The sequence below is a fragment of the Gordonia alkaliphila genome (assembly GCF_039542465.1).
GTDB classification, from domain to species: domain Bacteria; phylum Actinomycetota; class Actinomycetes; order Mycobacteriales; family Mycobacteriaceae; genus Gordonia; species Gordonia alkaliphila.
The window spans coordinates 157,466-170,031 of record NZ_BAABIE010000009.1 but is presented as its reverse complement, the minus strand read 5'-3'; the positions used below and the strand labels follow the sequence as shown (position 1 = coordinate 170,031).

Below are 12,566 nucleotides of genomic sequence, written 5' to 3'. Positions count from 1 at the left end.
ATCGACGGCGTGAGCACACGAGCAGACGGCCGCGCCGACAACGAGCTGCGGCCCATCAGTTTCACCCGAGGTTTCACCAGCAATCCGGCGGGATCGGTTCTCGTCGCCTTCGGCAACACCCGCGTGCTGTGCACGGCGTCGGTCACCGAGGGCGTACCGCGCTGGCGCAAGGGTTCCGGGGAGGGCTGGCTCACCGCCGAATACGCCATGCTGCCCGGCGCGACCCACGAGCGGTCGAGCCGAGAGTCGGTGCGCGGCAAGGTCGGTGGGCGCACCCACGAGATCAGCCGCCTGATCGGCCGCTCGCTGCGCGCGTGCATCGATCTCGCCGCCCTCGGTGAGAACACCATCGCCATCGACTGCGACGTGCTGCAGGCCGACGGCGGCACCCGCACCGCCGCCATCACCGGCGCCTACGTGGCGCTGGCCGACGCCGTCACCTGGCTCGGGGCGGCCGGCAAGCTGACCGACCCGCAGCCGCTGAGCTGCATCATCGCCGCCGTCAGCGTGGGCGTGGTGGACGGGCGCGTGCGCCTGGACCTGCCCTACGAGGAGGACTCGCGCGCCGAGGTCGACATGAACGTGGTGGCCACCGACGCCGGCACCTTCGTGGAGATCCAGGGCACCGGCGAGGGCGCCACCTTCCCGCGGGGCACCCTCGACAAGCTGCTCGACGTCGCCATGGAGGGCGTGGATCGGCTCGTCGTCGCCCAGCGCGAGGCGCTGGCCCTGCCGTACCCCGGCGAGCTCCCGTCCGCCGAGTGACCCGCTGATGACCAGGGTCCTGCTGGCCAGCAACAACGCCAAGAAGCTGGCCGAGTTGCGCCGCGTGGTGGAGGCGGCCGGCATCACCGGTCTGACGGTGCTCGGGCTGAGCGACGTCGGCGCCTACCCGGAGCCGGTCGAGGACGGCGCGAGCTTCGACGAGAACGCGCTGATCAAGGCCCGCGCCGGGGTCGCGGCGACGGGACTGCCGACGCTGGCCGACGATTCCGGTCTCACCGTCGACGCGCTCAACGGCATGCCCGGCGTGCTGTCGGCGCGGTGGAGCGGTGGCCGCGGCGATGCGGCGAACAACGACCTGCTCCTCGCGCAGCTGCGTGACGTGCCCGCGGAGCGCCGCGGCGCGGCCTTCGTCTCGGTGTGCGCGCTGGTGCATCCGGCGGGGGAGACGGCGGTGGCGCGCGGGGAGTGGCGCGGTCGGCTCGTCACCGAGCCCCGCGGCGCCAAGGGCTTCGGGTACGACCCGCTGTTCATCCCCGACGACGACCTCGCCGCCGGGCGCACGTCCGCCGAACTGACTGCGGCGGAGAAGGATTCGCTCTCCCACCGCGGGAAGGCGTTGGCCGAGCTGGTGCCGGTGCTGCGGGCCCTGGCGAATGAGCCCGATTCCCCCGATGATGCCGACGCAGCCGACAGCGCGGGCGGGTGAGGGGGTGACGGCCGACGATCCGATCGCCGCCGCGCGGGCCAACTGGGAACGCGCGGGCTGGACCGACGCCGCCGTCGGGATGACCGCGGTGACCTCGGTGATGCGTGCGCATCAGATTCTGCTGGCGCGCGTGGAAGCGGCGCTGCGCCCCTTCGATCTGAGCTTCTCCCGCTTCGAACTGCTGCGGCTGCTGGCCTTCTCGCGTTCGGGTTCGTTGCCGATCACCAAGGCCAGCGACCGACTGCAGGTGCACGTGAGCAGCGTGACCCACGGCATCCGGCGCCTCGAAGATGCCGGGCTGGTGCGCCGCGAACCGCACCCCAGCGACGGCCGGGTGACCCTGGTGGAGATCACCGACGCCGGGCGCGAGCTCGTGGAGCGCGCCTCCGTGGTGCTCAACGACGAGGTCTTCGCGCGGCCCGGCATGGACGATGCCGAAGTGCACGCGTTGATCGGCGCGATCGACTCGCTGCGCCGCGACGCCGGCGACTACTGACTCACGGTCGACTCCCGAAACCACGACGCCGGCGACTACTTCCGTAGTCGCCGGCGTCGTGGAGTCGCGGAATCAGCGCAGGGTGTTGATCACGGCGCTGAAGTCCAGGTTCGGGAAGCGGTCGGAGAAGACGCGGTAGATCTGCGCCGCGTGCTCGCCGAGCGGTGCCCGTGCGCCGGTGGAGACCACGGCGTCCATCGCCAGACCGAGGTCCTTGTACATCAGCGCGGCCGCGAAACCGGGAGCGAAATCGTTGTTCGCCGGGGACGCGGGTGCCGGGCCGGGCACCGGGCAGTTGCTCTCGATGGCCCAGCAGTTGCCGGTGGCGCCGGTGATCACGTCGTAGAGCGCCTGATCGGCCAGACCGAGCTTCTCGGCCAGCGTGAAGGCCTCGGCGACCGCGATCTGCTGGACGGCCAGCAGCATGTTGTTGCACAGCTTGGCGGCCTGGCCGGCCCCGGAACCACCGCAGTGGATGATCTTCCCGGCCATCGGGTCCAGAACCGAGCGGGCCGCGCTGACGGCCTCGTCGGTGCCGCCGATCATGAAGGCGAGCGTGCCCGCCGTCGCACCCTTGACGCCGCCCGAGACGGGGGCGTCGATCTGCTCCAGACCGCGTTCGGCGGCCAGGGTGTGCAGGCCGCGCGCATCGTCGACCGAGATGGTCGACGAGTCGATCAGCAGGGCACCCGTCGGCACGAAGGGCAGCAGCTCTTCGTAGCAGCTCCGCACGATGGCGCCGTTGGGCAGCATCGTGATGATGGTGTCCGCGGTGGAGACCGCGTCGGGGATGGCCTCGACCACCACGACACCGTGCTCGGCGGCGGTGGCGCGGGCCTGCGGCGAGAGGTCGAAGCCGATCACGTCGTGGCCGGCCTTCACCAGGTTGGCCGCCATCGGGCCGCCCATGTTGCCGAGCCCGAGAAATGCAATGGTCATGTGCTGCTCCGTCATCGTCGTGTGGTGTGGTGGCGATCGGCGATGGCGCGCCCGATCACCACCTTCATGATTTCGTTGGTGCCCTCCAGAATGCGGTGCACGCGCAGATCTCGCACGATTTTCTCCACGCCGTACTCGTGGAGATAGCCGTACCCGCCGTGCAACTGCAGCGCCTGATCGGCCACCCGGTGGCAGTTCTCGGTCACGTGGAGCTTGGCCATCGCGCAGCGCTCCACCTTGTCCGGCTCGCCGTCGTCGAGCGACTGCGCGGCGCGCGCCAGCAGCAGCCGAGCGGCCGCCTGCGCGGTCGCCATCTCGGCGAGTGTGAACCGGATGGTGGGCTCGTCCAAGAGCGCATGGCCGAAGGCCTTGCGGTCGGCGACGTACGACGCTGCTTTGTCGAACGCGGCCTGCGCGCCGCCCAGCGAGCAGGCGGCGATGTTCAGACGTCCGCCGTTGAGGCCGTTCATCGCGATGCCGAAGCCGCGCCCCTCCTCGGCGCCGAGCAGGTTCGCCGCCGGGACCCGCACCTGCTCCATGATCACCTGGGCGGTGGGCTGGGCGTGCCACCCCATCTTCACCTCGGACGGGCCGAAGCTCAGGCCGGGACTGTCGGCCTCCACCAGGAAGGTGGAGATGCCCTTCGGTCCGGTCTCGCCGGTGCGGGCCATCACCACGTACAGGTCCGACCGGCCGCCGCCGGAGATGAACTGCTTCACCCCGTCGAGGACGTAGTCGTCGCCGTCGCGGCGGGCCCGGGTGGTCAGCGCCGCCGCATCCGAGCCCGCGCCGGGCTCGGTGAGGCAGTAGCTGGCAATGGTGTCGAGCGTGGCCAGGCGTGGAATCCACTGTGCGCGTTGCGCATCGGTGCCGTAGGCGTCGACCATCCAGGCGCACATGTTGTGGATCGAGAGGAAGGCCGCCACCGCCGGATCGGCGTAGGCGAGCTGCTCGAAGATCCGGACGCCGTCGAGCCGACGGAGGCCGGAGCCGCCGTGCTCGGTATCGCAGTAGATCGCGCCCATGCCGAGCTGCCCGGCCTGGCGCAGCTCATCGACGGGGAAGTGGGACTGCGCATCCCACTTCAGGGCGTGGGGCGCGATCTTCCGGTCCGCGAAATCGGCTGCGGCAGCAACGATCTCCCGATCGTCGGCGGAGAGGTCGGCGTCGGTGTATCCGTGCATCGTCGGCTACTTCATCGTCGGGATGACGAACTCGGCACCCTCGGAAGCGCTGACCTGACCGGTGCGCACCGCCGACGACGGGAAGCGCGAGGTGATGGTCTTGGTCTTGGTGTAGAACTGGATCGACGTCGGACCGTGCTGGTTGAGGTCGCCGAAGCCGGAGCGCTTCCAGCCGCCGAAGGTGTGGTAGGCCACCGGCACCGGGATCGGCACGTTGACGCCGACCATGCCGACCTCGACGCGCGCGGCGAAGTCGCGGGCGGCGTCGCCGTCGTTGGTGAAGATCGCGACGCCGTTGCCGTACTGGTGGTCGTTGGCCAGGGCCAGCGCCTCTTCGTAGTCGTCGGCGCGGGCGATCACCAGCACCGGTCCGAAGATCTCGTCGGTGTAGACGGCCATGTCGCGGGTGACGTGGTCGAACAGGCTCGGTCCGACGAAGAAGCCCTTGGTGAGGTCGGTGCCCTCGAAGTCGGCGTCGGCGGCACCGGTGCCGCGGCCGTCGATCACGAGGTCGGCGCCTTCCTGCACGCCGAGGTCGAGGTAGTGGTTGACGCGGTCCAGTGCGGACTGCGCGACCAGCGGGCCGTAGTCCGAACGCGGGTCGAGGCTGTGGCCGACGTGCAGGCCGGCGATGCGCTCGATCATCTTCTCGCGCAGGCGATCTGCGGTCTCGGCGCCGACGGGGACGGCCACCGACAGGGCCATGCAGCGCTCGCCGGCGCTGCCGTAGGCCGCGCCGAGCAGCGCGTCGGCGACCATGTCGAGGTCGGCGTCGGGCAGCACGATGGCGTGGTTCTTGGCGCCGCCGAAGCACTGCGAGCGCTTACCCTGCGCGGCTGCGCCGGTGTAGATGTACTGGGCGATGTCGGAGCTGCCGACGAAACCGAGGGCCTTGACGTCGGGGTGCTCGATGAGGGCGTCGACCGACTCCTTGTCGCCGTGCACCACCTGGAAGACGCCGTCGGGCAGACCGGCCTCGGTGAACAGTTCGGCCAGGCGGACCGGAACCGACGGATCGCGCTCGCTGGGCTTGAGGATGAAGGCGTTGCCGCAGGCCAGGGCCGGGCCGGCCTTCCACAGCGGGATCATGGCCGGGAAGTTGAACGGGGTGATGCCGGCGACCACACCGAGCGGCTGGCGGACCGAGTGCACGTCGATGCCGGAGCCGGCGCCCTCGGTGTACTCGCCCTTGATCAGGTGCGGGATGCCGATCGCGAACTCGATCACCTCGAGGCCGCGCTGGATGTCGCCGCGGGCGTCGGCGAGGGTCTTGCCGTGCTCCAGCGACAGGGTGGTGGCCAGTTCGTCGATCTCGGCGTTGACCAGATCCACGAAGCGCATCAGGACGCGGGCGCGGCGCTGCGGGTTCCAGCTCGCCCATTCGCGCTGGGCCTTGGCGGCCGAATCGACGGCGGCGGCGACGTCGGCGGTGGAGGCCAGCGGCACGGTGGCCACGACGGTGCCGGAGTTCGGGTCGTAGACGTCGGCCTGTCGGGCGTCGGGAGCGTCGACGCGGGTGCCGTTGAGGAAGTGGGGAATGGAACGAAGATCAGCCATGCGAGGAAATATACTAGGACATCCAAGTAAATGAAAGAGGGGCGTCCAAGTAATTTGCCGAGGGGCGTCCGGATACGCGAAAGCGGGGCGCCCCCGTAGGTGGACGCCCCGCCGTCGACGGAAGAAAAGGCCAGGTCAGGACAGGAAGCGGTCCCGCACCTCGATGTTGCGGATGTGCTCGACCCAGAACGACAGCAGTGGAATGGTACCGGCGAGGACGGTCAGGAAGGTCTTCCACACCGACCAGCGGACCTTCATCGCCAGGTCCAGGGTCATCAGGAAGTACAGGAAGTAGATGGCGCCGTGCACCGGGCCGATCCACTCGAGGCCCTCCACGCTGAAGCCGTACTTGGCGATCATCTCGGCCACCAGCACCAGCAGCCAGACGCCGGTGATGTACGCCAGCACACGGAAGCGCTGCAGGGACGTCCGGATCGACGCCGCCGACGCGGTCACCCGCGGCTGGTCGGTGGACGCGGTGGCGGGCGCGGTGGTGGTTTCGGGCGTGTCGGTCACTCTTGATCCTTTTCGAGCGGGCGGGAGTCGGGCTCGCCGCCGAATCCGGCGAGGTAGCGGTTGTAGTCGGAGCGCGCCTGGTCGTCGTCGTCGTCGTCGAGCGCCGCGACCGACGGGTCGGCAGCGGTCGGCCGCTCCGGCAGGATCCCGGCGGGGATCTCGGTGGGGCCGCTGCGGCTCCGTTCGGTTTCGACGGAGTCGGGGTCGGCTTCGAGCATGACGAACCGGCGGTAGGCCCACACGAAGGCGATCGCGAAGACCGGCCACTGCAGTGCGTAACCGAGGTTCTGTGCGGTGCCGGAGGCGGACTCGAAGCGATCGAGCTGCCACCAACCCATGCCGACGCAGACCAGCGCGGCCACCACCACGAGCGCGATCAGCGCCGGGCGATGCCGCTTCCTCGGCTTCTGGGGGGTGTTCTCCACACCCTCGACGGTACCTGTTGTATGCGTGTGACCTGTGCCGCGGCGACTGCCGCCGTCGTCGTTCGCGGTCGGTAGGGTGGCGCTGAACGAGCAGCGGGGAGAAGGAGAGCACGCGATGGCAAGCGATGCGGAGCGCACGGTGCTGCGTCGGGCGCGACCGGCGTTCGTGCTGTCCGGACTCATTGCGCTGGTGCTCGCAGCCCTGACCGTGCTGCCGCTGGTGCTGTTCGCCGAACTCGCGCGGGACCTGATCGACGGCGCGGACCGCGACCGTCTGGTGCGGTTGGCCTCGGTCGGGGCCGGGGTGCTGGTGATCGGTGTGGCAGCGGGTGCGATCTTGCTCACGCTGCTCCATTTCTACGACCAATACTTCGCCGCGGCGCTGCGCCGCACGATTCTCGACAAGCTGGTGCGGCTGCCGCTGGCCTGGTTTCTGTCGCTCCGTCGTATCCGGCTGCGCACCCTGGTGCACGACGATGTGAACGCGCTGCACTACCTCGTCACGCACGCGGTGGTCGACGTGGTGGTCACGGTGGTGACGCCGCTGGCGATGCTCGGCTACCTCTTCACCGTGAACTGGACGCTGACCCTGGTGCTGCTGATCCCGGTGGGCGGCTATCTGGGGGCGATGATGGTGCTGGCCTTCCGTGATCAGTCGCGGCTGACCGAGATGCTGGAGTGGGACCGGAGGCTCCCGGAGGTCACCGAGGAGTACATCCGCGCGCAGCCGGTGAGCCGGATCTACGGCGACGACGCCGTGGTGGATTTACCCGGCGAACTGTCGCAGATGTCCCGCTTTCTGAAGACCTGGCAGAGCGGGACCCTCGGCAGCAAGGCGATCCTGCTGCAACTGAATCGCCCGATGACGGCGATGGTGCTGGTGGTGGTGGTCGGCACCGGCCTGATCGTGACCGGGTGGATGTCCGCGGCGGCGATCGTGCCCTTCCTGATCCTCGGCACCTCGTTCGGCGATCGGATCCTGGCGGCGTCGTACGCGCCCAACGGTCTGCGGGAGGGCCGCGATGCGGCCGCGCGGCTGGACCGTTTCCTGGCGACCGAGGAACTGGCGCGGGCCGCACGCCCGGTGGAGCTACCGCCCGCGGACCGTCCGGCCGTGTTGACCCTGCAGAACGTGGTGGTGACGACAGGGGAGGTCGGCGGCCTCGATCACGTGAGCCTGGCCTGCGTGCCCGGCGGGGTGACGGCGATCGTCGGCTCCGTGGACGGCGGACGCGAGGCACTGGCCGCGGTGGCCGCGCGCTGGCGGGATCCGGACGCGGGCGCGGTGCTGCTCGACGGCTCCGATGTGCGCGACTACGACGAGTCCGAACTGCGCCGACAGGTCGGCGTGCTGCACCGCAGTGTGCGGGTGGTGCCCGGCACCGTCGCCGACAATCTCGCGGTGAGTAGGCCCGAAGCGACGCGCGCGGAGATCGCCGAGGCGGCGCGCGGCGCGCACCTGACCGAACTCATCGACCGGCTGCCGGACGGTTTCGACACGGTGGTGGTGCCGGACCGGCTGTCGGCCGGGGCGCGGCAGCGGCTGGCGCTGGCACGCGTGCTGCTGGCCGATCCGCGCCTGTTGATCCTCGACGAGGCGGTGACGGCCGCGGATCCGGACTCGACGTGGGAGGTCCGCGAGGGCATCTCGCGGCTCGTCGCCGGACGCACCGTGCTGGTCCTCGCCGAGCAGCTGCGCCCGGTGGTCCGGGCCGACCTGATCGTCGTTCTCGCCGACGGACGGATCGTCGAGCAGGGCAGTCATGCCGAACTCATGGCCGTCGACGGGGAGTATGCGCGTCGGTACCGCAGCGAAATGGGGGAGCTCGCGTGATCTACTCCGACATCGCCGCCGTCACCGGACCCGCCGGACGCCGCGACCGCATCGCCTTCGTCGGGCTGACCCTGCTGTCGACGCTCCTGCAGGCCTCGTCGGTGATGACGCTGATCCCGGTCCTGCACGCGCTGTTCGGCGCCGAGCCGACGCAGGCGTGGCCGTGGGTCGGGCTGCTGGTGGGGCAGTTGGCGGCGACGTGGCTGGCCGACAATGCGGCGGCGCGGTTCGGGCTGCGCGTCGGCTTCGGGCTGATCGACGCGATCGAGACCGCGGGGCCGGCGGCGATTCGGCGCCTGGGCGTGGACGAGCTGGCGGGCACGCGGGCCGCACGTCTGCGGGAACTGTTGGCCACGGCGGTACCGGAATCGGTGACCGCGGTGGTGCTGCTGGGCTCGCCGCTCCTGCACGCGTTGGCCCTGACGCCGCTGCTGGCCCTGATGCTGCTGCCGATCGCGTGGCAGCTGTCGCTGGTGGCGCTGGCCGGCGGTCTGGCGATGGCCGGTGCGGTCGCGGCGACCAGTCGGGCGCTCGCCGCCGCCGAGACCGCGTTCGGTGACGTCGACGACCCGGTGCTCGACTTCGCGTGGACCCGACCCGCCCGCCGCGGCGACCAGTCCGGCCCCCGCGCGACGGCGGCCGTGGTGAAGGCGTCCCGTCGCCGCAGCCTGCACCTGCTGGCGTGGCAGCTGCCCAGTCACCTGGTGCTGTCGTCGGTGTTGATCGTGGTCCTGCTGGTCTTCGGCGCGGTGGTGAGTTGGCTGTACCTGTCCGGATCGATGTCCGGGGTCACCGCGGCGGCGATGGCCGTGGTGCTGTTCCGCGTGGTGGAGGCGACCGGCGCGCTGTCGTTGTTGAGTGCGCCGCTGGCGTCGGCGACGAGCATGCTGGCGCAGGTGCGGGCCCTGGTGGAGGCCGAACGCGCCGAGGCCGTCGTCGCACCGGTCACGGCACCGGAACGACCGTGCGCGGTGACGCTGTCGCAGCTGCGGTTCGCCTATCCGGGCCGCACGCCTGCGCTCGACGGGATCGACCTGGAACTGCCCGCGGGCAGCATCACCGCGGTGGTCGGCGGCTCCGGATCGGGCAAGTCGACGCTGCTGGAGGTGCTGTCCGGACTGCGCCGCCAGAGCGGCGGCACGGTGCTCTTCGACGGCGAGCCCGCGCTGCTCGCCGAGCGTCGCGCCCGGACCGCGGTGGCGTTCGCGGAGATCGGTCGGGACCGGGTGCTGGGCAAACCCGCTGGCCTGCTGCTGGTCGACGACGCCGCCGACCCCGAACTGGTCGCGGAAGTGGGACGGCTGCGGGGCACGCGGACCGTCGTGCTGGTGACGCGTCGGCCCGCGGTGCTCGCGACCGTCGATCAGGTGGTGGTGCTCGACGCCGGGCGCGTCGTCGAGACCGGGACGTTCGCCGAGCTGTGGGCCCGCGGCGGTCTGCTGGCCGACCTCGCGCAGCGGTGGGAACAGGCCGAGAACTGGCAGCTGTAGGCGCCCGCGTACGCTGGACCGGCAAGCGTGAGTGGCGGAATTGGCAGACGCGCTGGATTTAGGTTCCAGTGTCTTCGGACGTGAGGGTTCAAGTCCCTTCTCGCGCACCAGAAGCCCCGTCGGCCACCTTCCCGCGAGACGATTCGGTTCCCGCGGCCCGGCGGGGCGCCCGCGGGAACCAGAACCTTTCGCGGGAACGGCGGCCTCTCGCGGAAGTGCGTGCCTCTGCGAGGATGGGGGCGTGGAGAAGGTTGAGCCCGTCAGTGACCAGGTGCGTACCGTCCGCGCCGCCGCCGTCCAGTTCCAGGGCGTGGTCGGCGACGTCCGGGAGAACCTGCGGCGCCTGGAGACGCTGATCGCGGAGGCGCTGGATCGGGGCGCGGAGTGGATCGCGATCCCGGAGTTCGCGACGTCGCCGCTGCCGTTCCTGCCCGACGCCCACCGCAGCGTGCTGCCGCCGGAGAACCCGGCCGTCGACCTGCTGGTACGCACCGCGACGCAGCACGGGGTGCGGATCGGCGGCTCCCTGCTGATCGCCGACGGCGACGAGATCTACAACCGCTACCACTTCGTCGAACCCGACGGCACCGTGCACCGGCACGACAAGGATCTGCCGACGATGTGGGAGAACGCCTTCTACGGACCCGGGCACGACGACGGCCGTTTCGCCACCGCCGACGGCGCGGTCGGGGCGGCGGTGTGCTGGGAACTGATTCGCAATCAAACCGCGCGACGTCTGCGCGGCGTCGACGTGGTGATGACCGGCACGCACTGGTGGAGCGTGCCGGAGAACTGGGGCGGCGCGGTGGACCGCACCTTCGGGCCGCTCGCGCAGTACAACCGCTACCTGTCGGAGAACGCGCCGAGCGAGTTCGCCCGCCGCGTGGGCGCGCCCGTGCTGCAGGCCTCGCACTGCGGCGAGTTCGCCACCGACTTCCTGCTGGTGCCGGGAATGGCCCGGACCGCGCCGTACACGACCCGCTATGTAGGTGCCACGCAGATCGTCGCGGCCGACGGCACCGTGCTGACCGCCCGCAACACCGCCGAGGGACCGGGCGTGGTGGTGGCCGACGTCGAGCTCGGCGCGCAGCAGCCGCGCCTGCCCATCGACGACGACTTCTGGACCCCGCGGCTCCCGCTGGCGCTGCGGCTCTACTGGCACCAGCAGAACGCCTGCGCCACGCGCTACTACCGCGACCGCGGGCGCGCGTTCGGGCTAGCGGCGGCGGGCCGCGCGTAGCGGTTCACCCCACCAGCGGCGCGAACTGTTCGCAGGTTCGGGCCGCTGGTGTCGGCGTCAGCGGCCGACGGTCTGCCGCCGGGGCGCGGTGGACGATGCGGTCGACGGCGCTGCGGGATCCCGCTTGTCCTTCTCCGCTCCGAGGCCGGTGCCGGTGGTGTCGTCTTCGCGCAGGCACATCGACCGCACCACGTCGTGGTAGGTCACCAGGCCGTAGACCAGCGGCACGTTCAGGGCGTTGCCGATGATCCGGAACGGCGAGATCAGCAGCGCGTCGCCCGCCCGGATCGGGTCGACCAGCGCCGAGCCGATTTCGGTGAACAGGTGCACCGACAGGTAGTAGGTGAAGTACGTGGCGGTGAGCGACTTGGTGACCGTCAGCTCGGTCATCGGCACCGTCGCGCCCAGGTCGGCGCCCGTACCGAGGTTGTGGCCGAGGCCGATCAGGATGTCCAGCGGCGCCCCGCCCACGTAGGGGATCGCGCCGCCGATGTAGGAGCCCATCGTTTCGACGGTGGACCAGTCCGCCGGATCGGCCGGAATCAGGTTGTGCGGGATGCGCACCGACTTCATCTGCCGCAGCACCTGCTTGGTCTGCGCCTGGATCCGCCGCTTTGCCGCCGCATCGGGGGCCTGCTGCTGTGCGGCATCGCTGACGCGGCCGACGATGCGGGCCAGCGTCAGGTCGCCGATCGGCGTGCACGTCTCCGAATCGGCGAGCGCGAGCTGGTCGGCGATGCCGGCGATGATCGGATGGATCGGGATGTCGTAGACCACGTCCTCGCTGGGTTTACCGGCGAGGGCCTTCTGCTCGGGCGTCACGCGGGCCATGCAGTTGTCCAGAATCGACTCGCTGATGGCCGAGTACAGCTGGGTCAGCCCCAGCCGGAACACGGCGAAACCGATGGTCAGCAGCATGCTGTACGACGGGAAGCCGAGCTCCGGGATCACCGCGCCGCTCAGATCGAAGACGTTGGGCGCCATCTCCACGCCGATGCGGGCCGGCGCCAGCACGCCGAGGAAGAAGTACAGCCACGCCGACTCCACCGCCTGCGACAGGGTGATGTTGGTGACCGGGATGGCCTCGTTCTGCTTGCCGTCGCGGATCTTGAGCAGCCCCGAGACGATCGCCTGCGACTGCGGCGAACGGTACTTGGTCGACGGGTCGTCGGCGCTCGCCCCGAGCGTCCGCGGATGCTCGGACAGGGCGAGCGTGGAGACGGTGATCCGTTCCATCTCGGACTTGATCTGCGGGTGCTGCGCGAGGACGGCGCTGCGCACCTGCGGCGGCAGGCCGGGCAGCGCGGACTGCACGATCGACTCGTAGATCACGCCGAGGGTGGCGAATTCGCCACTGACACAGATGGTTTCGGTCGACTCGGACGGTCGGGACGGCTGGGTCGGCGACGACGGCGACGAGGGGGCCGAGTGCGGCGCACGATCCGGGGCGGGG

Annotated in this window: 12 protein-coding genes and 1 tRNA gene; 7 read left to right on the top strand and 6 right to left on the bottom strand. The window is 70.6% G+C overall.

Going from position 1 to position 12,566, the window contains the following annotated elements:
* Positions 1–9: 9 nt before the first annotated feature.
* The 3 genes from rph to ABD989_RS11350 are packed head-to-tail and all read left to right on the top strand — an operon-like array spanning position 10 to position 1,928.
* Positions 10–765, top strand: a complete 756-nt coding sequence (rph, locus tag ABD989_RS11360; protein WP_246995104.1) for a ribonuclease PH — start codon at positions 10–12, stop codon at positions 763–765.
* A 7-nt stretch (positions 766–772) separates the two neighbouring features.
* A complete protein-coding gene (rdgB, locus tag ABD989_RS11355; protein WP_345313566.1) occupies positions 773–1,432 on the top strand; it encodes an RdgB/HAM1 family non-canonical purine NTP pyrophosphatase in 660 nt (219 codons plus the stop codon).
* Positions 1,401–1,928, top strand: coding sequence for a MarR family transcriptional regulator (locus ABD989_RS11350; RefSeq protein ID WP_425556527.1), 528 nt, complete (start codon positions 1,401–1,403; stop codon positions 1,926–1,928). Before rdgB ends, ABD989_RS11350 begins: the two co-directional genes overlap by 32 nt.
* Positions 1,929–2,000: 72 nt before the next feature.
* On the opposite strand, the gene mmsB is transcribed toward ABD989_RS11350, so the two are convergent.
* The 5 genes from mmsB to ABD989_RS11325 all read right to left on the bottom strand — a co-directional run bounded on the left by mmsB (position 2,001) and on the right by ABD989_RS11325 (position 6,549).
* A complete protein-coding gene (gene mmsB, locus ABD989_RS11345; protein WP_345313565.1) occupies positions 2,001–2,867 on the bottom strand; it encodes a 3-hydroxyisobutyrate dehydrogenase in 867 nt (288 codons plus the stop codon).
* Between the two features lie 11 nt (positions 2,868–2,878).
* Positions 2,879–4,051 carry an acyl-CoA dehydrogenase family protein gene (locus ABD989_RS11340; protein WP_345313564.1) on the bottom strand — a complete coding sequence of 391 codons (1,173 nt, stop codon included), beginning with the start codon at positions 4,049–4,051 and terminating at the stop codon, positions 2,879–2,881.
* A 6-nt stretch (positions 4,052–4,057) separates the two neighbouring features.
* Positions 4,058–5,608: a CoA-acylating methylmalonate-semialdehyde dehydrogenase gene (locus ABD989_RS11335; protein WP_246995114.1), complete on the bottom strand. Its 1,551-nt coding sequence runs from the start codon at positions 5,606–5,608 to the stop codon at positions 4,058–4,060.
* Positions 5,609–5,743: 135 nt separating this feature from the next.
* Complete coding sequence (locus ABD989_RS11330; protein WP_345313563.1) at positions 5,744–6,124, bottom strand: DUF3817 domain-containing protein; 381 nt, start codon at positions 6,122–6,124, stop codon at positions 5,744–5,746.
* Complete coding sequence (locus ABD989_RS11325) at positions 6,121–6,549, bottom strand: transcriptional regulator (protein WP_345313562.1); 429 nt, start codon at positions 6,547–6,549, stop codon at positions 6,121–6,123. The genes ABD989_RS11330 and ABD989_RS11325 overlap by 4 nt, the downstream gene beginning before the upstream one ends.
* A gap of 115 nt (positions 6,550–6,664) precedes the next feature.
* On the opposite strand from ABD989_RS11325, the gene ABD989_RS11320 reads away from it, so the two are divergent.
* The 4 genes from ABD989_RS11320 to ABD989_RS11305 all read left to right on the top strand — a co-directional run bounded on the left by ABD989_RS11320 (position 6,665) and on the right by ABD989_RS11305 (position 11,113).
* The gene (locus ABD989_RS11320) at positions 6,665–8,383 is read left to right on the top strand and encodes an ABC transporter ATP-binding protein (RefSeq protein ID WP_345313561.1); all 1,719 of its coding nucleotides are present in this window, start codon (positions 6,665–6,667) and stop codon (positions 8,381–8,383) included.
* Positions 8,380–9,873, top strand: coding sequence for an ATP-binding cassette domain-containing protein (locus ABD989_RS11315; RefSeq protein WP_345313560.1), 1,494 nt, complete (start codon positions 8,380–8,382; stop codon positions 9,871–9,873). The genes ABD989_RS11320 and ABD989_RS11315 overlap by 4 nt, the downstream gene beginning before the upstream one ends.
* Before the next feature lie 25 nt (positions 9,874–9,898).
* Positions 9,899–9,983: transfer RNA gene (locus ABD989_RS11310), tRNA-Leu, on the top strand.
* Positions 9,984–10,114: 131 nt separating this feature from the next.
* Positions 10,115–11,113, top strand: a complete 999-nt coding sequence (locus tag ABD989_RS11305) for a carbon-nitrogen hydrolase family protein (protein ID WP_345313559.1) — start codon at positions 10,115–10,117, stop codon at positions 11,111–11,113.
* Positions 11,114–11,170: 57 nt separating this feature from the next.
* Here the strand turns inward: ABD989_RS11305 and ABD989_RS11300 are convergent, their stop codons facing one another.
* Positions 11,171–12,445, bottom strand: a complete 1,275-nt coding sequence (locus ABD989_RS11300) for a hypothetical protein (protein WP_345313558.1) — start codon at positions 12,443–12,445, stop codon at positions 11,171–11,173.
* Positions 12,446–12,566 lie beyond the last annotated feature (121 nt).